This window comes from Acinetobacter pullicarnis, assembly GCF_006352475.1.
In the GTDB taxonomy this organism is placed as follows: domain Bacteria; phylum Pseudomonadota; class Gammaproteobacteria; order Pseudomonadales; family Moraxellaceae; genus Acinetobacter; species Acinetobacter pullicarnis.
Genome location: NZ_VCMZ01000001.1, coordinates 1,922,479 through 1,945,399, shown reverse-complemented (window position 1 = coordinate 1,945,399; position 22,921 = coordinate 1,922,479). Strand labels below are relative to the sequence as shown.

Sequence of the window (22,921 nt, the reverse complement as noted above, 5' to 3'; positions counted from 1 at the left end):
AGCTCAGGCTTTAGGCTTTGGTGATTTCTCTTGCAATTACCAAACGTTGAATATCAGATGTCCCTTCATAGATTTGGCTTACACGCACATCTCTATAAATACGTTCCACTGGAAAATCTGAAACATAACCATAGCCACCATGAATTTGAATTGCATCTGAACAGATCCGCTCTGCCATGGTTGAAGCAAACAACTTGGCCATAGAGGCTTCTTTGAGGCATGCTAAGCCTGCATCTTTTAAGGCGGCAGCGTGGAAAATCAACTGACGTGCGGCTTCCACTTGTGTCGCCATATCGGCAAGACGAAATGCAATGGCCTGATGTTGCACAATTTCAACCCCAAAGGCTTTACGCTGATTGGCATATTCAATCGCTGCATCAAGTGCAGCACGCGCCATCCCGACCGATTGTGCGGCAATACCAATACGCCCAGACTCTAGATTCGATAGCGCAATTTTGTACCCTTCACCTTCTGCACCTAACAGATTTTCAGCTGGAATGCGACATTGATCAAAAACGATCGTGGCGGTATCTGAGCAATGTTGTCCCATTTTTTCTTCGAGACGCGAGACCACATAACCGTCACTGTCTGTCGGCACCAAGAAACAAGAAATTCCTTTTTTACCTGCTGTGGGGTCAGTCACGGCAAGTACCAATGCCAATTGTGCATATTTACCACTGGTAATAAATTGCTTGGTGCCAGTGATCACCCATTCATCACCATCGCGAACAGCACGGCAACGCAAGGCACTGGCATCAGAGCCAGCTTCTGGCTCAGTCAGACAAAAACAGCCTAACCATTCGCCACTGGCTAATTTTGTTAAGAATTTCTGTTTTTGCGCCACTGTCCCATATTTCAACAAAATGCCGCAAGGCAAGGAATTATGCACACTAACAATGGTTGAAATTGCGCCATCTGCTGCTGCAATTTCTTCAAGAGCAATCACCAATGCGGTTGCATTTAAACCTGTGCCGCCCCATTCTTCTGGAACTGTCATCCCTAAAGTGCCCAACTCAGCCAGTGCTTTAAGTTCTTGGGCTGGAAATGCATGGCTTTTATCACGTTCTGCAGCAGTAGGTTTTAATTGAGATTGCGAAAAATCACGCAACATATCCTGAACCATTCGTTGTTCATCATTGAGAATCATGACCTATCCTTTTGTATCTGCTCAGACGCATGTGACATTTACGGTGTTTATACTTTTACTGTTTTGTGGGATTGATTATTTGGCCGCCATACGGATCGCGCCATCCAAACGAATCACTTCACCATTTAAATAGGCATTTTCACAAATCTGAGTAACCAATTGTGCAAACTCTTCTGGTTTGGCCAAGCGCGGTGGAAATGGCACCATTTCGCCTAAAGCATCTTGTACATTTTGCGGCATGCCTTTAAGCATTGGCGTTTCCATAATCCCTGGCGCGATGGTCATCACACGAATTGCATACTGTGATAATTCACGTGCCAAAGGCAGTGTCATCGATACAATTGCGCCTTTAGACGCGGCATAAGCCACTTGTCCAATTTGGCCATCATAAGCTGCGACAGAGGCCGTGTTTACGATCACACCACGTTCCTCCTCACCCGCTTGACGCTCATATTTCGACATCAGTGCTGTAGCAAAGCGCAGCATGTTAAATGTTCCAGAAACATTAATATTCAACACTTTTTGGAACATGGCTAATTCATGCAACCCTTTACGACCAAATACCTTGGCAGAAGGCGCAATACCCGCACAGTTAATCAGACCATTGAGTTGTCCATAATCTTGTTCAAGCTGTTGAAAGAATGCAGCAACTTGCGCTTCATCCGTCACATCTACTGCACAAAATTGACTGTTTGCACCCAATTGTTGCTGTAACGCCAAACCCAATGCTTGATTCATATCCAGCATGACCACGCGCGCACCTTGTGCATGTAGATGTGTTGCGGTAGCAGCGCCTAAACCGGATGCCCCACCAGTAATAATAAAAACTTTCCCTGCAACGTTCATAGCAATTTCCTCAGTTCGAATGTGGTATTTAAAGCGAATCCACAGTCTATTATTTTTCATCAATGACTAAAATAAAGAGTAAACAGAGTTTAGATTGGGTACAATTTCCAAAACTTGCATCTTAGTTGATGTTTTTGGTCAATTTTCTCCCGTGATGAAACTGCTATGCCCTTAGATATTCCCTTGCAACAGCCGCAATACAGCAAAGGCACCATTTCCATTGCCTTGGTCCGCGAGGCACTGATTGCAGCAGAAAACAAAGGGTTAGACACAGCACAGATTTTAGAACAAGCCAATATTTCAACTGAGTTATTGCAGTCAGATAAGGCCCGCGTATCGGTCAGTGCCTATGCGCAGCTTTGGATTATCTTGGCAGATCAAATGAATGATGAATTCTTTGGCATGGACCAGCATCCAATGCGCCGTGGCAGTTATCAATTGCTCTCTAGAATGGTGATGCATGCGGAAAATATCAAACAAGCCTTACAACAAATTCTACAGTTTCTGAATATGGTCTTAGATGACATTCATGGCCGCTTAGCTTTGGAAAAAGACCAAGCGGTATTGATTTTAGAAGACCGTGCTGAACCGAAGCGCATGTTTAGTTATGCCACCTATCTGATGCTTTTACATGGACTGATCTGTTGGTTAGCAGAGCAACGTATTGTCATCCACGCGATTCATCTCAAATGTGAAGCACCTGTTGATGATTTGGATTATAAAATTCGCTTCTGCAAAAAAATCTATTATCAAGCAGCCGAGCACCGTATTGTGTTTGATGCCGATTGTTTGGCGATTAAAATTAAACAAGATCAAAGCACTTGGCATCAATTTATCCAAGATACACCGCAAAATTTGTTGATTCGCTTTACCAACCCACATGCTTTGAGCAGTCGTATCCGCAAACATTTGTTGCAGGTACACCCAGCAGATTGGATGGAACTCAGCGCCTTGGCACAACGCTTAAATATGTCAGAAGCCACCATTCAACGCCGATTAAAACAAGAGGGTGTCAGTTACCAGCAACTTAAAAATGATATTCGTCGCGACACGGCGATTGAGCTACTCAGTAAATCTGAAAAAAGCTTACTCACAATTAGTGATGAATTGAATTTCCAAGATGCCAGTGCTTTTCATCGTGCCTTTAAAAAATGGACTGGGGTCAGTCCAGGCGCATATCGCAACTTAACCACGCCCTAATTTACCCGGTTTTATCCGCCGCGGATCAGCGTGTTGTCTCGATACTATTTTCAATGCATTGTTTTAAAATGGCATTTATCTCATTTTTATTCTGCTTTGCTCTTTTTTATATAATAATGCTTCGACTACATTCTGCATCTAGATGTGCTAATACCATCACAATATTTTGAGATCTATATGAATAATAAATTTTTAATTGCCTTGGTCAGTTGCATGGTTTTGGCGGGTTGTGCAAAGCGAGAAGATCGTGCACTCGATGAAACAGCAACACAAAAAACCACAGAAACAGCCATCACGGAAACGGCAGAAAATACAGATGCGGCTCCTGAAGCTGCGGATGTAAATACGACAGCTGTTACCGAACAAAAACCCGAAACCATATTAAACCCAGTGATTAACCCTGCTGAGGCGGGACGTCGTATGGTTCGTCAAGCACATATCGATTTTAGTGCACAAGATGTGGTCAAAACAGCTTTGGCCATTGATAAGTTAACCCTTGAAAGTGGGGGTTTTGTTGAACAGAAAGATATCGACTTTAATGTCATCGACTTACAAAAACAAAAAATTGCAGATGGAAAAATTCGTGTTTTTGAAAAAGTAAATCCTATTGCACAGATGACGCTGCGCATTCCAAGTGAAAAAGCAGCAAGCTTTGTCAATCAACTGTTGCCCTTGATGTTCTTCCTCAATCAACAACAGTACTCCGCCAAACGCTACGAGCTGACCTTACTCGAAGAAAAAATAGCTCAAACTCAATCTCTTCCGAGCAACAGCAAAAATCCACAGCTCAATGAAATTGCACGTTTAACCCAACTAGAAGTTCAAGACCGGGTGCGTTATAGCACGATCATGATCAGTATCAGTCAACCAACCCTCGTACGAGAACGTTTAGATATCGATATTAATGAAGTGGCACGTTTAAATGGTGATGGATTCTGGGAAAGCGCACTCAACAGTGTAATCACAGGCTGGCAGTTTGTACTCAATATCCTGATATTCTTAATTGCGATTTGGCCATTTTATTTATTCTTAATCCTCGCAATACTTTTATTTAAAATCATCAACCCAATCGTGAAACGTTTAATCAACAAGTAATCCGTGCACGCTCGCGATTATCTTTTAGCTCACCCATGTATTGTCGCTCAATCATTGGGTGAGCTAAATCTAAAAGCTTCTGTTCGGACTTAACTACAGTTTTCGCTTTGTTTTACTCATCATGCACTCTAACCACCACAGTGCGAGCCATTTTATCGTGCCAAGCCTGTTTTTTGGCATCGAAGAGAATCCAAAAATAACCCAGACAAAACATGATGGCTGAAATAAAATAGCCCAAATAACGAATGATCGCTTGGCTCAATTTAATCGGTGAACCTGTTTCAGCATCCACAATTTTCAAGTTAAGTAGCAACTTACCAGGCGTCGCTGACAATTGCATCCAAAAGCCGATATACACTATGGCTGAAATCAACTGTTGTAAGCCATCAAAGGCAGTCAAACCCAATGTATCGTTGGTAAAATAGTCGTCTGGTCCAAAGACAAGTGCAAATGGAATAAACATGATCGTAAATAAAAAGCTATCGAGCAGCGCTGCAGCGAAGCGAATCCAAAAACCAGCATAAGTAAAGTACTGTGGCATGGCATAATCCTAAATATTATTTGAGTTACATTGCTCTAACTTTATTTCAAATACGCCTTTAAGCAGTACTCTCTCAATCTGTATGCTTTAAAGCTTGCTTTGATCTATTCACTCATATAGGAAATAGCGCACAAAATAAAAAATTATCCGCTATTTCACCTAAGTTAAATGACTAAATATCAACTGCATTAAATACATAAAGATAAAGCGTAAGTCCTATAAGTATTAGCACAGAAAAAGTCAGGTAAATCTCTATTTTATTGAAACTTTTTATAAACTTTACGATATCCATCTCATCACTCTTTTTTTATATTTCTGAGTGGTTATTTTAGTATGTTTCTATTTTTTTTGTAATATAAGTAAGTATAAAAAAACCTGACCTAAGCATTGTTAGGTCAGGTTTTGTGCGCTTTAAGGCCTTTTTAAATTAGGCTTCAAGCATGCTGTTTAATGTTTCAATTACGTTCTTCGATTTAACCTCAGTTTGCAGCCCTTGCAAGGCTTGTTTCACCTCACTGCGCTGTGGCTCTGCTAAGGTGTACCAACGCGTTAATAACAACAGCAACCGAGAACCGACAATTGGATTTTTCTCATCTAAATACTTGGCAAGTTCAATAAAATGTTGCACCCCAAAACTCCATGCATTAACTGGATTGGCATTCACCCCTCCTGTCACTGAACGGATACGGTTCGGTGTACCCAAATCGTAGTCTGGATGCGACGTCAAATAGGCAATACTTGCTGCCGTGGCTTTTGGATGTGCTGCCTGTACCATAAACCACTGATCGAGTGCCAAAGCCTCATCTTTAAAACGATTATAAAAATCTTGTAATGCCGCTTTGGCTTGAGGAGCATCATTCCAAACCAAGACCTTTAATGCACCTAGACGCTCAGACATATTGTTGCTGCCGTGGTATTGCGCATCGGCCAACTCGAAGGCCTGCGTATCACCCTGACGCGCCATTAAACTTAGCATAATATTGCGAAGGGCACGTACCCCCATGGCTTGGGAAAAATCATTCTGCAGCGCAGCGTCTAATGATAAGTAGCTTTGTTTGCAGAAGTCACCCAAACCATGTGCCAAAGAATTGAGCAAGGCTTCACGCTTTTGATTAACGAGATGCGGTTGATAATCCTGATCAATACGGCTCGCCAAATAACCTTCAGAAGCCACATCAAATAAACGCGATGCCAACAGCGGATCTTTAGCCATTACCGCTGGTAGAGTGGCTTTAATTGCATCAATATAACTTTGCGCAGGTTGATCTTCCAATAAAATTCGTTCGATCAGTGTCTGTGTCGCTTGCCATTGGTTAAAACCATTATTTTCAAACTGAATGAGAAATGCCAATTCATCATCTGAATAATTAAACTTCAAATTCACAGGTGCAGAGAAACTACGCAACAAAGACACCACAGGCTTTTCAGTCACGCCTGTAAACTCAATCACAGCCTGTTCCTGATCAAATAAGTACACCCCATCTTTAACGTTATTTTCAGACAATGCCGAACAGTGCAAGGTATATTGCTCCCCGGTTTCTGCATTGAACAACGCCAAAGCCACTGGAATCGGCAAGTGTTGCAAATTTGGATATTTGGCATTGGCTTTTAAACTTTGCTTCAAGTCCAAGCGATAGCTTTGTGTCACCGCATCATACGTACCCTGCACCTCCAGTTTCGGTGTGCCAGGTTGGTTATACCATTTTAGAAATGCCGATAAATCCACACCAGAACCGGTCGTTAACGCATCAATCCAATCTTCGACCGTAACTGCCTGCCCATCATAGCGACGGAAATATTCATCCGTCCCTTTACGAAATTTTTCTTTGCCCAATAGCGTCGCCATCATGCGATTAATTTCAGCACCTTTTTCATAGACCGTCGCAGTATAGAAATTGTTGATCTCAACAAAATGGTCTGGACGCGGCGGATGTGACAAGGGGCCTGAATCTTCTGGAAATTGATGTGCTTTTAATACAGCGACATCATCGATGCGTTGTACAGCAGCCGATTGTAAATCTTCAGAAAAAGATTGATCGCGAAAAACGGTGAGACCTTCTTTTAAGCACAATTGGAACCAATCACGGCAGGTAATCCGGTTACCTGTCCAGTTATGGAAATATTCATGTGCAATCACAGACTGTACGCGCATGATCGCAGCGTCTGTGGTGTATTCCTCATCTGCCAACACACAAGAGGTATTGAAAATATTCAAGCCCTTGTTTTCCATCGCTCCCATATTGAATTGGCTCACAGCCACAATCATATAGATATCGAGGTCATAGGGACGACCATAATGCTCCTCATCCCAACGCATTGAATGTTTCAGTGCATTCATGGCGATATGACATTTTGGAATATCTTTTTCAATGGCATAAATTTCTAGTGCAACATCACGACCTTCAGAGGTGACATAGTGATCACGTAGTACCGCCAAATCACCAATCACACAGGCAAATAAATAACTTGGTTTTTTGGTTGGGTCTTCCCAAATCGCATAGTGACGCCCTTCTCCAACCTCTCCCGCTTCAAGCAAGTTTCCATTGGCAAGTAACACAGGGTATTTTTTATCCGCCTCAACACGGGTGGTGAATACGGACAATACGTCAGGGCGATCTGGATAAAAAGTGATTTTACGGAAACCTTCAGGTTCATTTTGAGTGACAAATAAATCACCTGCCTGATACAACCCTTCGAGCATGGTATTGCTTTCAGGATGAATAATCACTTCAATTTCAAGCTTGGCTTGCGCTGGTGCATTGAGAATCAACAATTGTTCGCTATCTAGTTGATAATCTGCTGCAGTCAAGGTCATTCCATTGACGCGAAGTGCAACCAATTCCAAATCACGGCCCAAAAGTACCAAATCACCAGCAGCTTGGCGCTGCATTGCAAGTTTACTGTTGACCTTGGTATGGTCACTAAATACTTGAATGTCTAAGGCAACCGAATCTACCGCATAGGCAGGTTGTTGGTAATCTTTTAAATATATAGTTTGATCAGCTTGAATAACTGGGTTTGCGGCAATATTCATTAATGATCCTCATCCGATTGCTTAAACAGTTTATGTCGTTATTTTAAAATAAATTTGATCATACGCCATGCAACCAGATTTGTCCTATGATGGCCAATGCTGCAATTGCGGTAATTTACGTAGACTGGTTAAGATATGAGGTTGAATGCTTTATTTTCAATTTCCAACTGCATAAAAATGCGTAGTTAATAGGCAGCTATTGCATTGCCTATCAATAAAACAGCAAGCACTGGTTTAATTTCAATCAAACACGGCAGTGATCAATTAAATTTCCTCTCGCCACGCCTGCGGTTTCATCAGTTCCCCATTACGAATCTGAATTAAAAGGTTATATCCACCTGCTCCACCTTGATTAAGCGCATTAAAAATATAAACATCATCATTAAGATAGAAAACCTCAAAATCAGCCAATTCATTTTGCTGCTCATCCAAACAAATGGATGGGAAAAAATACTGTTCAAGTTGTGCCGCGTTCAACTGCAATACCTTCGATTTATATTTGATCGTAATCTGATCAAGCTGCAAAAAACCAAGTGGCGGAATATCACCATCAGTCCCAAAGAACACTTTATCTTTGTAATATTTATAAATACGTTGCCCATGTTCATCCAGCGATGTATATAAACTGTCCTCTTGTTTAGCAGGTATAGCAGCCACTTCAATAACGATATCCTTATTTTTATAGATCGCCTTTAAAGCGGTATATTGTGCTAACGAAACTGTATTAAATCCCTTAAAAAAATTAATTCGATTTTTATAGACATAACCGTTCTGTTTTAAGTCTGGGGCACTAATAAAGCAAAACTTAGATTTACTTTCCTCCATCTGGCAAGAAATAATTTCATCATTTTTTAATTGCTGAATCACAACGGCATAGCGTGCCGATGACTCCCGCAAATTGACATATCCATCCTTGTCCTGAATAAAGCCAAACTTCGCATATGCAGATGTTGCCCCTGTTAAAAACAGAGTAAACAGTATCCTTGGTAGAGGCTTGTTAAATAAATTCATTTAGATTAACTTCTTAACTTTCCTTGCATCGACTGAATATCTTATCGTAGTTTTTAGCAATTATTTAAAAAATGACATGAATCGCCTATTAAAAATTAGTCGCAGAGTTTAAATGAGGAATAAATATGATAAATAAGCTTAGGCTATTTTCAGGATTACTCTGCCTATGTGGTTATTCGCTGCAAGTGCAGGCCAATACGGACTATTTTTGTTTTCAGGCCAAATCGAGTCAGCCTATTCTTTTCTGCGAAAAATCCGCTCGAGTCTTTAACGCTACAATATTATCCCTATTTGAAACCGATTCAGCTTCGGCATTTTAAAACTGAATCTCTAAAAACAACATTGGGCCGTCCTGATGAGTTTCATGACTTTTATTATGAAATCATGAAGGGAATAATTACAGGCCGTTATGAGGTCGTGCATCAAGGTGCTCAATTTTATGCAGTGACTTACACTCAAAAAAGTACGGGAAAACAAACCTTATTTAATCGACTCTACTCGGATCAAGTCAACTCACCCCTGCAATTTTCTCAACAAGGAATTAACTGTATTTAGTTTTCATTTTAATGCCGTCTAGGTCACGACCAATCTCTACGCAACCGGCTGGTTCTGTGTATAATCTGCATTGGTCGTTCATAAAGATTTTGGTTTTACCCCCATGATTCAAATTCTCCGTAAACAGTTAGATGAAAGCACATTCTGCCCTTTGTGTCAGGCATCGATGTTGTTTATCGAAGCAGAGGAATTTGAAAAAGAAATCGTTTTTCACCAATGTAGCCACTGTCAGCATCAAGTTTTTCAAGATAGTCAGCATAATTGTCACTGCCCAAGTTGCCAACAAAAACGCAAACAGCTGATGAAAGCCACGCGTCTCCAAGAGCAACGTAAACGCTCATCCAAAGAAAAAGATGTGGTGTTATTGGAATTAGATCAACTGAGTTTTTTAAATAAATTATTTTTACTCAGTTTATTGGATGACACCGTACAAGAAGGACGCCAGTATCAGGAATATATAGACTGGAATAGTATTAAGTTCCATCCTTTTACCCCCAATTATTATTTTCAGAATAGCTTGATTCAACATCTCGCTAAATCAAATATTTTGGCCGATACCTCAGACCATCTGGCCGGTCAACAATATTATATACAACTGCGTCTAGATGGTTATAACGACCCGAGCCTATTTAGTATTACCCAACACTTGCGTCACCATTTCTATGAAAACCTCAGTCGTGGGATTCCCTTTAGAACTGCTGATGAAGTCAAAGACACTTTATATCTCGTGTTATACCAAGAAATTGTGCAGTTTATGCAGCATTATTGCCGTACTTGGGGTATTCAAATTTCGGGTAATTTAGGTTTTCAGACCTTTTGTTATCAGCTTATGGAGCATTTGGCCGTCGGACAGATTTATTATTTGATTCAAACTGCACTCGAATATCTGTATAAACAAAAAGCGTTGCAAGTTAAAAATGACAAGTTTATTAATACCCATATTTTAAAAAAAACCTTAAGCCAATATCGTGAACGTGCATTGGCTGAGAAATGGGAAACCCCCACTCTGCCACGCCCAAGTAATATCCCATTTAGTAAAATGAGCGATATTCTATTTTTTAAATTTTTAGGTTATGACGAGCGTATTTTCTTTCAGCCCGTTTGGCGGAGTTGGAAAAAAATTGCACCCCGCCTAAATTTTTATTCAGACAAACGTTGTATGCACTGCGGTTCCAATGAATTAAGAGTTGATTATGATACAGAAGATTATGTCTCTCTTTTTTGTTTAAACTGCAAGCACCAAGATCATTATTTCATTCATTAATGGGTACCTTTCATGGCTCAATCCTCAGAACCCCAAGTTGCGCCCAATCAAACGCAGCTTTCTCCCCAAGCTTTAATCGATTTAGTCATAGAGGCTTGGACGCAATTAAAGCAAAAACAACCCTTGGTACAATGCATTACCAATAGCGTTGCGGCCAATTATGTCGCCAATGTGCTCTTGGCTGCAGGTGCTTCACCTGCCATGATTGACCATCCTCAAGAAGCCGCGGCTTTCGCTTCAATCTGTTCAGCATTGAGTATTAACTTGGGCACACCGACCCTTGAACAAATGCAAGCCGCACATCAAGCTGCACAAACTGCACATCTACAACAAACAGCGTGGGTACTCGACCCCGTTGGTTATGGCAATATTTTGCAATGGCGTAGTGACGCTGCCAATCAATTGATTCAGTATTATCCCAATATTATTCGCGGAAATGCATCAGAGATCAGTGCCTTAGTTGGTCAAAACATCATGAGCAAAGGTGTAGACTCTACCTTAGACAGCCATCAAGTCTATTTGCATGCGCAAAACCTCCTCAACTTTACCGACTGTGTTGCCATTTCGGGTCAATCTGATTTCATTCTTTCCAAAGCCTTTAATGCCGTCATTCAAATTGATGGTGGAAGCGCCTTGCAACCCCGAATGACAGCAACAGGCTGTGCACTTGGCGCGCTGATTGCAGCTTATTGTGCCGTAACGAACCCAACGATTGCGGCCATTGCAGCACATGTTCATTTTGCCATTGCCGGTCAATTGGCTTTTGAAAAAGCACAAACACTAGGCAGTTTTAGTGTTGCCTTTATGGATTTCATTGATGTTCTTGATGCCGAAATGATTGCTCAGCACGCACAAATAAAAATTCTACAATAAATCATGTTAAACTGCGGCGGGCGAATAAATATTGGTCGATATTAAAGTCTTGCCGCAGCGTTTCGACTGAATATAATTTTCACCCAATATCAAAAATGGACAAATAGAATGCAGGATTAGCATGCTGATTAATTTTTTAGTTGAACCCAATTTAATCCCATTTCACTTAAGTGTGGTTGGCTTGGTGTTACTCAGCATGGCTGAAACCATTGGATATTATATTCATTTACGTCCAAGTACTTTTTTAAGAAGAATTTCACCTGCGTGGCTGGCGAACTCTCCCTTGCTGCAAGTTAAGTTCTCTAAGGTTTTAATTTTTGTTTTTCTATTAATTACCTTTAGTTTTGCTGGTTATTTCTTACAGCTTTCAATTTATGCGACCCAACACAGTTTTGTGCATTGGGGCTATATCCTCCCGCCCGCATTGGTTATTTCTATTTTCTTCACTGTGTTTATGATTCATAGTCTAGATCAAGTGATTAAACCGAAGTTCACCCTCACCCACATCAATTTAATTGGCCGTTTGGCGACTGTTTCTAGTGGCAGTGCCCGTCCTGGTTTTTCAGCACAAGCCCGGATTCGTGATGAATATGGTCAACTACATTATGTGCAGGTTGAACCCGAATTTGGTGAACTTGAATTTCAATCTCAAGTCATTTTAATTCGCTTTAATCGCTCACATTATATTGCCAAAAAAATCTCGGCATCGAATCATTTATTTGACGCGGCGCAGATCTAGTCACCCCATCAAATATGCTTAAGGGTGCTCGTGCGACTACCAACGAAATTTATCCCAGTTTTCAGGGTTTGCCCAAAATTTAGCATTCAGCCAATCTGGGACCTGTTTATAATTTAGAATATTAAATTGCCATATCACAAAATCTTGATTGGCTTGCAGTGGCTCAATTAACTGTGTGAAGCCCAACTCACGTAATAATGTCGCATCCGCAGGTGTTGCAACAACCACGATTGTTTTTGCCATTAAATCACGTAGTTTAACCAAAAGCTGAGATTTATGCTGAGACGTAAGTGCCAAACTCTCATTGGTATTTAAAACCACCAAGGCCAAATCATAACGTTGGCTAAAAGGCTGAATTAAAAAGCCAGATACGTTAAAATACGTCCACTGAATTGTTGGTTTCGACTGATATTCTGCCAAATTTTGTCCAATACACAATGCAGTAGAGATCGGCTGTTGTTGCATTAAATCGTCTAGCATAGAGGTGATGACATTTTGCTCAGCCATAACTGCACCTTAAATTCGAGTGAGTACTTAAATATGGAACTACAAGGCATTTGTCATAAAATGCATGCGACCACCCAGGCGCATAGTGTAACTGATCAGCCGATACAGCAGGCAAATGTTGAATATAAATTTATATTAGATCGTGCAGAAACTGACCTTCCTTTTTTATTGGGTCAAGAAATTGAAATTGAAGCAACTGGCAATATTTATTGTGTATCTTGCGGCAGCAAAACCCCAAAATCATATTCGCAGGGTCATTGCTACAAATGCTTTAAAACCAAAGCATCTTGCGATATGTGCATTATGAAGCCGGAAACTTGCCATTATGAATTAGGCACTTGTCGCGAAGAAAGTTTTGCACAAGAGGTCTGCTTTCAACCGCATATTGTTTATTTGGCCAACTCAAGTGCATTGAAAGTCGGAATTACTCGACTTGGACAAATGCCGACCCGCTGGTTAGACCAAGGTGCAACCCAAGCCTTACCCATTATGAAAGTCGGTTCCAGACGCTTATCCGGTCAACTTGAAATTATGTTTGGTAGTGAAGTTGCGGATAAAACCGATTGGCGTAAATTACTCAAAGGCGAAGCTGAGCCATTAAACTTAATTCAAGTTCGTGATGAACTGGTTGAACGTTTTGCGCCTAAAATTCAAAGTATCCGTGAAGCATTCAGCCAACGCTTGGAATTTAACGAATCCGTTGAATACTTAGCAGATGAGATGCCGCGCCAGTTTATTTATCCCGTTGAGCATTATCCAGAAAAAGTAAAATCACACAATCTCGATAAGACCCCTATTATTCGCGGGATTTTACAGGGAATTAAAGGTCAATATTTAATCTTAGATACTGGCGTGATTAATATTCGTAAATATACGGGCTATGAAATCAAAGTCAGAACTGAATGATTAAACGCCCTCTCTTCTCAAAAGAAGCTGAGGGCGTTTTTGAATCACTGATGTTCTTGAGTTGGTGCAGGCGTTAATAATTCTAAAATAACACTGACTGGATCTTCACTGCTGTCATTTAATAACCGTTTATGCATACTAATAAACTGCATTACTTGTAATTGATAGACCTCAATATCCATTAATTTTTCAATTTCAGTCGCCAAATGCGCAGGCGTCGCTTGAGCTTGAATCAATTCAGTAATCACTTTTTTACCCGCAATAATATTGGGCAGTGAATAATACGGAATTTTCACTAAAAATTTTACAATCAAATAAGTCAGCCAATTTAACTTGTAAAACGTCACCATTGGTCGATGTAATAACATTGCCTCTAACGTCGCTGTACCTGAAGCCAAGGCAATAATATCTGCAGCATTCATGACCATACGGCCAATATTAGATTCATTATCGGCGTTTTCTAAGATTTTAATCTTTGCAACCAGACTTGCAGGATAGCCTTGGCACAAAACTTCAATTTGCTGTTTACGTGCGGCATTTATAGCCGGAATCAGAAAAATTTGCTCAGGGTACTTGGCATGTAGAATTTGGGCTGCATCCAAGACCAAAGGGCCTAAACGTTCAACTTCACCTCGACGACTGCCTGGTAACAAAGCAATATGGCGTTGTGTTGTCGATAAATTTAAAGCAGCTTTGGCTTGATCTTTGGGATTATCTAACGGCAGATCACTGGCCAACGGATGCCCAACAAATGCTGCAGGCACATCAAATTGTTGATAAAAACTTTTTTCAAATGGGAATAGGCACAAAACCAGATCAATCGAGGCTTTAATGCCATGTACACGCCCTTGACGCCATGCCCATACGGAAGGACTGACATACTGAACTGTTTTTGTAGGTAAATGGTGCTGTTTAATGCTTTTGGACATGCGCAAATTAAAATCAGGTGAATCGATACCAATAAAAATATCAATCGGATTTTTAGTCCAACGTATAATCAAATCATCACGTATGGCAAAAAATCGTTTTAAATCTTTCAGTACTTCAACAATGCCCATGACCGAAAAAACGTCCATCGGATAATAGCTTTGAAAACCTTCGGCAATCATTTGTGGGCCACCAATCCCCTCAAACTCGACCTCAATTCCTTGTTCTCGAAAACGACGCATGAGTTTAACCCCAAGTGTGTCGCCCGAAACCTCTCCAGCCACGATGCCAATTCTCAGCTTTCGACCCATTACATTATTATCCCTACTTTTAATATGTGTATGTTAACAAGCATTCGCCAAGGCAATACTCGATTTTCAATTCAGTTTGAATTGATTGGCTGTATTCTATGCAACTTTTAAAACAATCAACTGATCAGTTTTCAAGCCCACATCCTTCATGAAAGCTGGGATGCTTGCCGTACACACTTTAGCATTTTTTTTAATAAGTTAATCAACAATCAAGACAATCCCTTATATTAAAAAACACTACCATGTGCAAGTTTTCAAAATAAAGCATCTGTAATATGTTTGGTCCTATTGAATTTATTCTCGCTGGCGTTTTAGTCGGTTTTTGTGTTGGCATTACTGGTGTCGGTGGTGGCTCTTTAATGACACCTATTCTAATTAGTTTATTTCGAATTGAACCACACATTGCGATTGGTACCGATCTTCTTTATGCCGCCATTTCAAAATTTTGCGGCTCGATGGTTCATGCTAAAAAATTAAATATTGTTTGGCCCATCGTAATTTGGCTGGCAATTGGAAGTATTCCAGCATCATTTATCACCCATTGGGTTGCAGAAGTTTATTTAAGCCAATCCACACATTATAAAGTAGTACTTACTACGGTCTTGGGTTTTATGCTGACCTTAACGGGCATTTCTATTATTTTCAGACCACAAATTGAAAAGTTTTTTAGCCGCTTTAATAAAACCAAATTGGCAGTACAAAATACCAATATTCAACTCAATACCAAGTCTAAAGTTTATGTCGCATTAATGGGTATTATACTGGGCATATTCGTGACTTTATCTTCCGTTGGTGCTGGTGCATTTGGGGTAATGGCATTAATCTTGATGTTCCCTAACCTCCCAATGATTCGCATTATTGGTTCAGATGTTGTGCATGCGGTACTCCTAACCGCTGTTGCGGGTATGGCTTATATGTCTTCAGGCAAAGTTGATTTTCATTTATTGGGTTGGTTGTTGGTCGGTTCTATTCCAGCAATTATTATTGGTACACTGATTAGCTCCCGCTTACCCGAAAAAATGATCCGCCGTGTACTTGGGATAACCTTATTTGCACTGGGTTTAAATTTTATTATTACTCCAGTAAAAAACAAAGCGCCTGAGAAAGTCGAATCTGCAAATGTGATTCAAATCGACAAAAGCAGTGCAAGCCCCTTAACAAATAGCTGAGATGTTTGAATAACACCGATTTATTCCTGTTTTTTATCACAAAAGCACCGTTGAATCGTGTTATATTCAGGCAACTTTAAATACTTTTGTATGATCTAATACCAGTGACGGCAATGAATACACTTAAGTCTAATTCTATACAATCTGACATTGATGATATCAATGTTCAAAGCATCCAACCGTTGGTTACGCCAGCACAATTAAAAACAGAACTCCCGCTTGCGGATGAGGCTTATGACACAGTGTTACGTGGCCGAGCAACGGTACGCAATATTTTAAATGGCTCAGACAAGCGCCTTTTTGTGGTCATTGGCCCATGCTCGATCCATGACACAGTTGCTGCACATGAATATGCAGAACGTTTAAAAGTGTTAAGCGAGAAAGTCAAAGATACACTGTATATTATTATGCGTGTTTATTTTGAAAAGCCGCGTACTACGGTGGGTTGGAAAGGTCTAATCAATGACCCTGATATGAATGACTCTTTTAATATCGAAAAAGGTTTACGCCTCGGTCGTAAATTATTATTAGAGCTCAATCAAAAAGGTTTGCCTTGCGCCACTGAAGCACTCGATCCAAACTCGCCACAGTATTATCAAGATTTAATTTCATGGTCAGCGATTGGTGCACGTACTACCGAAAGCCAAACCCATCGTGAAATGTCTTCTGGTCTTTCTTCACCAGTCGGTTTTAAAAATGGTACAGATGGTGGTTTAACAGTGGCAACCAATGCCATGCAATCGGTAAAACACGGGCATAGTTTCTTGGGACTTAATGATCAAGGCCAAGTATCGATCATTCGTACCAAAGGTAATCCATATGCACACGTGGTTTTACGTGGCGGGAATGGCAAACCAAACTATGATTCGGGCTCTGTTGCTGAGGCTGAAAATGCATTATCGAAAGCCAAAGTAAGCACCAAGATTATGATTGATACCAGTCATGCCAACTCGAATAAAGACCCATATTTGCAACCATTGGTATTGAAAAATATTACTGAGCAAATTTTAGATGGTAATAAGTCGATTGTCGGCATTATGGTTGAGAGTAATTTAAAAGGTGGTCGTCAAGACATCCCAGCCAATCTAGATGATTTGGTTTATGGTCAATCAGTCACTGACGGTTGTATCGACTGGGAAACCACTGAAACAGCATTACTCGAAATGGATGCTGCATTAAAAGACGTCCTTGCACAACGCTAAACAACCAATAACGCCTTTATCTTCATATAAGGGCGTTATTTTATCTCTGCTTTATCTTCCTATTCTTTTCACCAATAAATTATTAAAAGTTGATCATTGAATGAATGCGATTGAACAAGAACTCAGCCAAATTCCACATTTTCAATATATTCATCCACAGCTCTTCACTTCAGCTCAACCATCGCCTGAACAACTCACCCAAATCAAAGCCTATGGCGTTGATACTGTGCTTAATCTTGCCATACACCAAGATGCACCTGAGTTTGAGCATCAAGACCAATACTGCCTTGAAATTGGATTAAATTATCTGCAAATTCCGTTGGACTGGGCGCAGCCACCTGCTGAGCAATGCTTATTTGTCTTAGATTTAATTTCACATTTTGTAAAAGATAAAGTCGTTTGGGTGTATTGCAACAACAACAAACGCGTCAGTAGTCTGATGTATTTGTACCGCCAATATTATATGGGCATCGACTTAGTAACGGCACAGCAGCAGTTACATCAAATTTGGGAACCAGATAATACTTGGACGGGTTTAATTCATGGCGTGGGTTTACTACTGCAAGGTCGTAGAAGCACAGAGGAATTAGAACAAGCCTTGCAGCAAAGCCAAGACCAAGACCAAGACCAAGACCAAGACGGACAATAAAAAACTGCGCATTGTATTCCAAGCGCAGTGATTATATGCAAAACCAGCGATTCAAATTTAACGAGGCTGTTGATGACTCAGCAATACGATTGCTGTCGCTAAAATTCCCTCTTGACGCCCAGTAAAACCAAGTTTTTCAGTCGTCGTGGCTTTAATACTAATTTGAGTCACATGTACATCAAGTATATTGGCAATACTTTGACGCATTTCTAAATTATGTTTAGCCAATTTCGGACGTTCACATGCAACAGTAATATCCGCATTATTTAACTGATAACCACGATCTAAGACCAATTGATTCACATGCTGTAATAACTTACGACTATCTGCCCCCTTAAACGCAGGGTCCGTATCTGGAAAATGCTGCCCAATATCACCCAAGGCCAAAGCACCTAACAGCGCATCACAGAGTGCATGTAATATCACATCACCATCAGAGTGAGCTTTCAGCCCCTGGTCATGTGGAATTTTAACCCCTGCCAAGGTTACAAAGTCGCCTTCTTCAAAGGCATGTACATCAATTCCCTGCCCGATTCGAATGGGTGAAATCATTTAATGCTCCTTTATGCAGTTTTTAAATGAGAAATCTTGTAATCATGCTTTCTCTTTCGCTATAGTAGCGACAGCAAACATTATGAAAGTATAAGCGATCATGCTGTTGAAAACTGATTTTATGTATATTAATCCGATGGTACCGGCATTCATTTTAGCCTGTTTAGCAATGAGCTCTGCATATGCAGAGAGCATCCCGTGCAATACTGCTAAAAATATAGCGCAATCTAAAATATTATGCGCAAAAGCTTTAGAAAAAAGCCGACACAGCCTAAATGAAAAATATTTGACAGCGTATTTGGTCACCGACGCCCCCATTCGCCTAATCGAAGATACCCAGCAACTTTGGCTCAATCAAATCATGCAATGTAAAAGCCAAAGCTGTTTTCAAAAACAGTTTGAATTGCGTCTGGATGATTTGAATTTTTATACATCAATGAATCAATCACTCACGCAGCATTATGTGAAATATGAAAATGGCCGCATGGTAGAACCTGCGGTCCAATTACAGGTCCATTTACTTTCTAAAGATCGTATTAAAATTGAAGGCATCGCTAACCGCAATCCGAATAACCGCGCAGAGAGCCAATCCGTTTCATTACTGGCCTATACATCACCAGAAAAAAAGAATGAAATCACGGACAATAACCAAAAATGCAAATACCAAATGAACTTTCAAAAAGCATTATTGGTGATGAAAACACAGCAAACGGGCTGTGGACACTTTACAGGGATTTATCGTTTATATGATTGATGCACAAACGTTAAAATTATGCGCGAATCGCCTCATGTTAACGCCATTCAGCGCTCAAGATGCTGATGTTTGCTTCCAATGCATTACCCCAACACTTACACATTATATGGCGTGGGAACCACCTGAAAGTCCTGCGGTATTTAAAGAGATTTGGCAGTCATGGCAACACGCATTCCTCAGCCAAAGTGAAATCATCTTTTCCATTAAAAGTTTAGATTCAAATCAGTTTCTAGGTTTGGTCGGCATACATCAGCTTAAAACCGCAACGCCTGAGTTAGGTATTTGGATTAGAGAGGACTTCCATGGATATGGCTTTGGAATGGAAGCCATCATCACTGTAAAAAACTGGGCTACCACGCAATTTAAACCCGATTATTTTATCTATCCTGTTGCGATTGACAACCGAGCCAGTCGTCGTATTGCTGAAGCCTTAGGTGGCAGCATACATACACAACAACAGAAAAAAAAATACATGGCAGCGATTTATCATATTCCATCTGAATGAAATCACGAAAACCAGTCAATATAATCTTGCCATGATTTTGAAAATGGCGGCTTCAAATTCATACACATTGAGAAAAATGTTCTGGTATTAATTTATCGATTTGTTTATCACTTGATTTTAAATATTAATACCGACTTAACAACAAAAAATGCTTGCATGTATTCGCTGTATATTTTCAATATAGCAAGCTCTATAAAAAGCCTTCTCGAAATTAAGCCTAGTCATCCCATTCTCACCTGCGATATCACTGATCTGTATAAATCCAAGTTGCAGCGCCAATTAGATTTCTTAGGCTGGTAATGCCTCACAGCAAAAGAATAACGATCCTCTTTCACATTTATCGCTCATACATCGAAGCCTGATTAACTAAACCAAATATAACAATGACTTACCCAATAGCACGATGCTTAGGGCTGCAGTCCCAATAGCCCAAAAAAACAAGCCAAAACCAATCCTGAATTAAATAAATAAGTACAGTTTTTTTCCTAACCAGTCAGTTCAGCACTATCGTGACACAAATCACAAAATATAAAAATAATAAATTACACACCTCAAATAATAGAGAAGGTGTTGATTATAACTTGATGAACTTCACACTAATATCAGTATAAAAAAGTTTTAATATAAAAATTCCATTTAATTAACCAGATTAAACCAAACAATTAAATAACCATCGCAAACATAATTACTAAAAGTTACATGAGAATATAAAAGCATGTTATATTTTATTCATTGTTTAGATTAATTAACTAATAGGCATTTTAATATGAAAAAGATACTAGCTACTTTCGCTTTATTTGTTTCAGCAGCTTCTCTAGTAAATGCATCAAGCGGCAAAATTACTTTCGTCGGATCAATCGTTGAAGGTGGATGTAGTGTTTCAACTTTAGAAAGCAGCCAACTTAATATTATTATGCCTACAGTTTCAGAAGCATTATTAACACGCCCAAATAAAACTGCAGGCCGCACACCAATTTCAATTAATCTAGCGGGTTGTAAAGGTCGTAGCCTTAACGTACATTTTGACGTTGTACAAAGTACAGACATCAAAACTGGGCGTTTAACAAATACTTCAAACTCAAAAAAACCTGCAAAGAATGTTGAAATTCAATTGGTTAGTGGTTCTGGATCACCAATTAAAATTGAATCATTGCATCGTAAAAATCTTCAACTTAATGCTCAGGCTGTAAATGTCAGAGAGGATGTAGCTGTATTAAATTATGCCGCTGAGTATTATTCAACAGGTACTGCAAGCACTGGTGATATATCATCTTCAGCACTCTACACTGTTATTTACCACTAAGCATGGCAATAAATAATAGTCATCAACCAGCCAGCGCCCCTTGTTAAAAGTAATAAAGTTAGAATAGTTAACTTTATTACTTTTTAATTTTATTTATAATAATTTTTATTAAATAAAATACTGCAATAGCAAGAACAACACTCAATAATATTATTCAGAAAACCTATAATCTTTATAACAACAAGAATCGTATAGATACTAAAACAACACACTGTAAGTTCTGTGACATGCAACACAAAAACCTGAAATTATAACAACTAAAATCAATTACACCTGAAAAACCACTATTTTATTAAGCTTGATACCGATTACTAAATAACCACAAATACTGGCAATAAATACAGCACCTAAATATTGGCTTTATTTCTGATCTAAAAAAGCCAAACACACACTGAAATTAAATTTGAACCATTCATTTCATTTGTGTTCGGCTTGATCTTAAACAGTGAGATAACAAAATCTACATTAGAAGCGATAACCAACCCCGACATAGGTCAGAATAGGATCAACATCAATACGACTGGTAGAACGAATCAAACGGCTCCCATCATTGGCATTTATCACATCGACTTTGACTAGATTATTTAATTTCACATAAGAAACTGAAGCGGTCGCATACCAACTGTCATCCAAATCATAAGTAAAGCCAAGTGTCACAATCGGTGCAATGGAGTCCTCCGCTTTTACTTTTACATACGGATTACCACTTGAGTTGACCTTATCTAAGGCAGCCCCTGCATTGCCATCTTTAATATTTTGAATCATATGTCCAGCTGCAACCAAATCAGCCCGGACTTGGTGATGCAGCTTGATCTGGTTATAGTGCGCATACATAACGCCTGCACCAACATATGGTCTAAATTTATTGACCCCAGTTTTACCAAACTGATATTGCACTTCAAATGCAGGCGTCCAAGCACGTGCACGCGATACTGTTGGTTTATTACCTAGATTCGTAATTGGTATATCTTTCTTCAATGGAACAGATTCACCGACATAGGGAGCAACACGCTCATGCGTGAGTGCAGCTGTACCCGACATAGGCGCCACAATCTCACCTTTACCTTTAATCTCAACTTTTGGCGGTATACCACCGATAAACTGCAATGAAACCTGATCACTGAGGTAATAACTCATCATCAGTCCAATTGTATCTGCTTTTTCTGCCTCTAAGCCTGTGCCCGTTTGTGTCCAATTCTCAAGCCCATTTAAGCTCACAATTCCAGTCGCTTCTGGAATAAGTCTTCCATTTTTATCTATCAGTTCACTTGCCTCTGCGATTGTCTTTCCATCATCATTCCGGTTTATAAGCAACGTATTTAGCTGAGATAATTTAGAGCTTTCAAATTCTGCTGCCATCGCATCCGCTTTCTTTAAATCAACCGAATCGATAAAAGATTTAGGCGTTATACCTCCAACTTTATGCTGAGATCCATTTAAAATGACAGTACTAATATTAAAAGGATTAGCTGAACCTTGCGGCATAATATGCAACCAACCAGCTGAAACAGAAAAGCGTTTAAATTCTTCCGCATAACTGGCACTCATCAACATACTTAATGGTGCGATCAATATAATTTTCTTGATTAAGTTTTTATTCATAATAATTTTTCCATAAATTACCCGACGGCTGCATGTGTTGAAACATCTTGCGAAAGTGTGTTCCTTTACAACTTAAGATCAATAAAAGTTAGAATTATCAAATTTTAATTTATTTCATCACGACTTAAGCACAGATTTAATTTATGTGATGAGACGAACTCAGCCACTTGATGAACATCATTTTTTTTATTGCATTAAATTATTTTACTTTCGCAGGTCAATAATAAGG

General features: G+C 39.7%; 22 protein-coding genes. 13 read left to right on the top strand and 9 right to left on the bottom strand.

Annotation, left to right across the window (positions count from 1 at the left end):
• Positions 1 to 10: 10 nt before the first annotated feature.
• Together FD716_RS08570 and FD716_RS08565 are read right to left on the bottom strand one after the other, a co-directional pair.
• On the bottom strand, positions 11 to 1,147 hold the full coding sequence (locus FD716_RS08570) for an acyl-CoA dehydrogenase family protein (protein ID WP_139851917.1): 1,137 nt from the start codon (positions 1,145 to 1,147) through the stop codon (positions 11 to 13).
• 75 nt (positions 1,148 to 1,222) lie between these two features.
• Positions 1,223 to 1,993: an SDR family NAD(P)-dependent oxidoreductase gene (locus FD716_RS08565; RefSeq protein ID WP_139851916.1), complete on the bottom strand. Its 771-nt coding sequence runs from the start codon at positions 1,991 to 1,993 to the stop codon at positions 1,223 to 1,225.
• A gap of 165 nt (positions 1,994 to 2,158) precedes the next feature.
• Between FD716_RS08565 and FD716_RS08560 the strand changes: the two genes are divergently transcribed.
• Both FD716_RS08560 and FD716_RS08555 read left to right on the top strand, forming a co-directional pair.
• Positions 2,159 to 3,193, top strand: coding sequence for an AraC family transcriptional regulator (locus FD716_RS08560; protein ID WP_171477011.1), 1,035 nt, complete (start codon positions 2,159 to 2,161; stop codon positions 3,191 to 3,193).
• A 177-nt stretch (positions 3,194 to 3,370) separates the two neighbouring features.
• Positions 3,371 to 4,288: a DUF4349 domain-containing protein gene (locus tag FD716_RS08555; RefSeq protein WP_139851915.1), complete on the top strand. Its 918-nt coding sequence runs from the start codon at positions 3,371 to 3,373 to the stop codon at positions 4,286 to 4,288.
• 112 nt (positions 4,289 to 4,400) lie between these two features.
• On the opposite strand, the gene FD716_RS08550 is transcribed toward FD716_RS08555, so the two are convergent.
• The 3 genes from FD716_RS08550 to FD716_RS08540 form a co-directional block, all read right to left on the bottom strand.
• Positions 4,401 to 4,829: an RDD family protein gene (locus FD716_RS08550; RefSeq protein ID WP_139851914.1), complete on the bottom strand. Its 429-nt coding sequence runs from the start codon at positions 4,827 to 4,829 to the stop codon at positions 4,401 to 4,403.
• 427 nt (positions 4,830 to 5,256) lie between these two features.
• On the bottom strand, positions 5,257 to 7,863 hold the full coding sequence (pepN, locus tag FD716_RS08545) for an aminopeptidase N (RefSeq protein ID WP_139851913.1): 2,607 nt from the start codon (positions 7,861 to 7,863) through the stop codon (positions 5,257 to 5,259).
• 264 nt (positions 7,864 to 8,127) lie between these two features.
• Positions 8,128 to 8,874 carry an SH3 domain-containing protein gene (locus FD716_RS08540; protein ID WP_139851912.1) on the bottom strand — a complete coding sequence of 249 codons (747 nt, stop codon included), beginning with the start codon at positions 8,872 to 8,874 and terminating at the stop codon, positions 8,128 to 8,130.
• 384 nt (positions 8,875 to 9,258) lie between these two features.
• On the opposite strand from FD716_RS08540, the gene FD716_RS18870 reads away from it, so the two are divergent.
• From FD716_RS18870 to FD716_RS08525, 4 genes are all read left to right on the top strand, one after another.
• Complete coding sequence (locus FD716_RS18870) at positions 9,259 to 9,429, top strand: hypothetical protein (RefSeq protein WP_171477010.1); 171 nt, start codon at positions 9,259 to 9,261, stop codon at positions 9,427 to 9,429.
• A 103-nt stretch (positions 9,430 to 9,532) separates the two neighbouring features.
• Positions 9,533 to 10,693 carry a hypothetical protein gene (locus FD716_RS08535; RefSeq protein ID WP_139851911.1) on the top strand — a complete coding sequence of 387 codons (1,161 nt, stop codon included), beginning with the start codon at positions 9,533 to 9,535 and terminating at the stop codon, positions 10,691 to 10,693.
• A gap of 12 nt (positions 10,694 to 10,705) precedes the next feature.
• Positions 10,706 to 11,566: a hydroxyethylthiazole kinase gene (thiM, locus tag FD716_RS08530; RefSeq protein ID WP_139851910.1), complete on the top strand. Its 861-nt coding sequence runs from the start codon at positions 10,706 to 10,708 to the stop codon at positions 11,564 to 11,566.
• A 121-nt stretch (positions 11,567 to 11,687) separates the two neighbouring features.
• On the top strand, positions 11,688 to 12,305 hold the full coding sequence (locus tag FD716_RS08525) for an OB-fold-containig protein (RefSeq protein WP_228714929.1): 618 nt from the start codon (positions 11,688 to 11,690) through the stop codon (positions 12,303 to 12,305).
• A gap of 36 nt (positions 12,306 to 12,341) precedes the next feature.
• Here the strand turns inward: FD716_RS08525 and FD716_RS08520 are convergent, their stop codons facing one another.
• On the bottom strand, positions 12,342 to 12,812 hold the full coding sequence (locus tag FD716_RS08520) for a DUF6231 family protein (protein WP_139851908.1): 471 nt from the start codon (positions 12,810 to 12,812) through the stop codon (positions 12,342 to 12,344).
• Positions 12,813 to 12,845: 33 nt separating this feature from the next.
• On the opposite strand from FD716_RS08520, the gene FD716_RS08515 reads away from it, so the two are divergent.
• Positions 12,846 to 13,718: a DUF2797 domain-containing protein gene (locus FD716_RS08515; RefSeq protein ID WP_139851907.1), complete on the top strand. Its 873-nt coding sequence runs from the start codon at positions 12,846 to 12,848 to the stop codon at positions 13,716 to 13,718.
• A 44-nt stretch (positions 13,719 to 13,762) separates the two neighbouring features.
• Here the strand turns inward: FD716_RS08515 and lpxB are convergent, their stop codons facing one another.
• Positions 13,763 to 14,956 carry a lipid-A-disaccharide synthase gene (gene lpxB / locus FD716_RS08510; protein ID WP_139851906.1) on the bottom strand — a complete coding sequence of 398 codons (1,194 nt, stop codon included), beginning with the start codon at positions 14,954 to 14,956 and terminating at the stop codon, positions 13,763 to 13,765.
• A 275-nt stretch (positions 14,957 to 15,231) separates the two neighbouring features.
• Here lpxB and FD716_RS08505 point away from each other — a divergent pair, with 275 nt between their 5' ends.
• The 3 genes from FD716_RS08505 to FD716_RS08495 all read left to right on the top strand — a co-directional run bounded on the left by FD716_RS08505 (position 15,232) and on the right by FD716_RS08495 (position 17,976).
• The gene (locus tag FD716_RS08505) at positions 15,232 to 16,125 is read left to right on the top strand and encodes a sulfite exporter TauE/SafE family protein (RefSeq protein ID WP_139851905.1); all 894 of its coding nucleotides are present in this window, start codon (positions 15,232 to 15,234) and stop codon (positions 16,123 to 16,125) included.
• A gap of 113 nt (positions 16,126 to 16,238) precedes the next feature.
• Complete coding sequence (locus FD716_RS08500; protein ID WP_139851904.1) at positions 16,239 to 17,327, top strand: 3-deoxy-7-phosphoheptulonate synthase; 1,089 nt, start codon at positions 16,239 to 16,241, stop codon at positions 17,325 to 17,327.
• Between the two features lie 100 nt (positions 17,328 to 17,427).
• The gene (locus FD716_RS08495; RefSeq protein WP_139851903.1) at positions 17,428 to 17,976 is read left to right on the top strand and encodes a protein-tyrosine phosphatase family protein; all 549 of its coding nucleotides are present in this window, start codon (positions 17,428 to 17,430) and stop codon (positions 17,974 to 17,976) included.
• Positions 17,977 to 18,033: 57 nt separating this feature from the next.
• Here FD716_RS08495 and ispF read toward each other — a convergent pair whose 3' ends face one another.
• On the bottom strand, positions 18,034 to 18,528 hold the full coding sequence (gene ispF / locus FD716_RS08490) for a 2-C-methyl-D-erythritol 2,4-cyclodiphosphate synthase (protein ID WP_139851902.1): 495 nt from the start codon (positions 18,526 to 18,528) through the stop codon (positions 18,034 to 18,036).
• 100 nt (positions 18,529 to 18,628) lie between these two features.
• On the opposite strand from ispF, the gene FD716_RS08485 reads away from it, so the two are divergent.
• The 3 genes from FD716_RS08485 to FD716_RS08475 all read left to right on the top strand — a co-directional run bounded on the left by FD716_RS08485 (position 18,629) and on the right by FD716_RS08475 (position 21,090).
• Complete coding sequence (locus FD716_RS08485; protein ID WP_139851901.1) at positions 18,629 to 19,282, top strand: A1S_1983 family putative colistin resistance protein; 654 nt, start codon at positions 18,629 to 18,631, stop codon at positions 19,280 to 19,282.
• A 34-nt stretch (positions 19,283 to 19,316) separates the two neighbouring features.
• Positions 19,317 to 19,787, top strand: coding sequence for a GNAT family N-acetyltransferase (locus FD716_RS08480; protein ID WP_267285305.1), 471 nt, complete (start codon positions 19,317 to 19,319; stop codon positions 19,785 to 19,787).
• Positions 19,788 to 20,553: 766 nt separating this feature from the next.
• Entirely contained in the window at positions 20,554 to 21,090 is a 537-nt protein-coding gene (locus FD716_RS08475; RefSeq protein WP_139851899.1) for a fimbrial protein, read from the top strand.
• 465 nt (positions 21,091 to 21,555) lie between these two features.
• Here FD716_RS08475 and FD716_RS08470 read toward each other — a convergent pair whose 3' ends face one another.
• Positions 21,556 to 22,692, bottom strand: coding sequence for an OmpW/AlkL family protein (locus tag FD716_RS08470; protein ID WP_139851898.1), 1,137 nt, complete (start codon positions 22,690 to 22,692; stop codon positions 21,556 to 21,558).
• Positions 22,693 to 22,921: the final 229 nt, after the last annotated feature.

Bases quoted from the DNA above. Each gene is read 5' to 3' on its own strand.
- FD716_RS08570 (WP_139851917.1), bottom strand. From the start codon at position 1,147: ATGATTCTCAATGATGAACAACGAATGGTTCAGGATATGTTGCGTGAT.
- FD716_RS08565 (WP_139851916.1), bottom strand. From the start codon at position 1,993: ATGAACGTTGCAGGGAAAGTTTTTATTATTACTGGTGGGGCATCCGGT.
- FD716_RS08560 (WP_171477011.1), top strand. From the start codon at position 2,159: ATGCCCTTAGATATTCCCTTGCAACAGCCGCAATACAGCAAAGGCACC.
- FD716_RS08555 (WP_139851915.1), top strand. From the start codon at position 3,371: ATGAATAATAAATTTTTAATTGCCTTGGTCAGTTGCATGGTTTTGGCG.
- FD716_RS08550 (WP_139851914.1), bottom strand. From the start codon at position 4,829: ATGCCACAGTACTTTACTTATGCTGGTTTTTGGATTCGCTTCGCTGCA.
- pepN (WP_139851913.1), bottom strand. From the start codon at position 7,863: ATGAATATTGCCGCAAACCCAGTTATTCAAGCTGATCAAACTATATAT.
- FD716_RS08540 (WP_139851912.1), bottom strand. From the start codon at position 8,874: ATGAATTTATTTAACAAGCCTCTACCAAGGATACTGTTTACTCTGTTT.
- FD716_RS18870 (WP_171477010.1), top strand. From the start codon at position 9,259: ATGAAGGGAATAATTACAGGCCGTTATGAGGTCGTGCATCAAGGTGCT.
- FD716_RS08535 (WP_139851911.1), top strand. From the start codon at position 9,533: ATGATTCAAATTCTCCGTAAACAGTTAGATGAAAGCACATTCTGCCCT.
- thiM (WP_139851910.1), top strand. From the start codon at position 10,706: ATGGCTCAATCCTCAGAACCCCAAGTTGCGCCCAATCAAACGCAGCTT.
- FD716_RS08525 (WP_228714929.1), top strand. From the start codon at position 11,688: ATGCTGATTAATTTTTTAGTTGAACCCAATTTAATCCCATTTCACTTA.
- FD716_RS08520 (WP_139851908.1), bottom strand. From the start codon at position 12,812: ATGGCTGAGCAAAATGTCATCACCTCTATGCTAGACGATTTAATGCAA.
- FD716_RS08515 (WP_139851907.1), top strand. From the start codon at position 12,846: ATGGAACTACAAGGCATTTGTCATAAAATGCATGCGACCACCCAGGCG.
- lpxB (WP_139851906.1), bottom strand. From the start codon at position 14,956: ATGGGTCGAAAGCTGAGAATTGGCATCGTGGCTGGAGAGGTTTCGGGC.
- FD716_RS08505 (WP_139851905.1), top strand. From the start codon at position 15,232: ATGTTTGGTCCTATTGAATTTATTCTCGCTGGCGTTTTAGTCGGTTTT.
- FD716_RS08500 (WP_139851904.1), top strand. From the start codon at position 16,239: ATGAATACACTTAAGTCTAATTCTATACAATCTGACATTGATGATATC.
- FD716_RS08495 (WP_139851903.1), top strand. From the start codon at position 17,428: ATGAATGCGATTGAACAAGAACTCAGCCAAATTCCACATTTTCAATAT.
- ispF (WP_139851902.1), bottom strand. From the start codon at position 18,528: ATGATTTCACCCATTCGAATCGGGCAGGGAATTGATGTACATGCCTTT.
- FD716_RS08485 (WP_139851901.1), top strand. From the start codon at position 18,629: ATGCTGTTGAAAACTGATTTTATGTATATTAATCCGATGGTACCGGCA.
- FD716_RS08480 (WP_267285305.1), top strand. From the start codon at position 19,317: ATGTTAACGCCATTCAGCGCTCAAGATGCTGATGTTTGCTTCCAATGC.
- FD716_RS08475 (WP_139851899.1), top strand. From the start codon at position 20,554: ATGAAAAAGATACTAGCTACTTTCGCTTTATTTGTTTCAGCAGCTTCT.
- FD716_RS08470 (WP_139851898.1), bottom strand. From the start codon at position 22,692: ATGAATAAAAACTTAATCAAGAAAATTATATTGATCGCACCATTAAGT.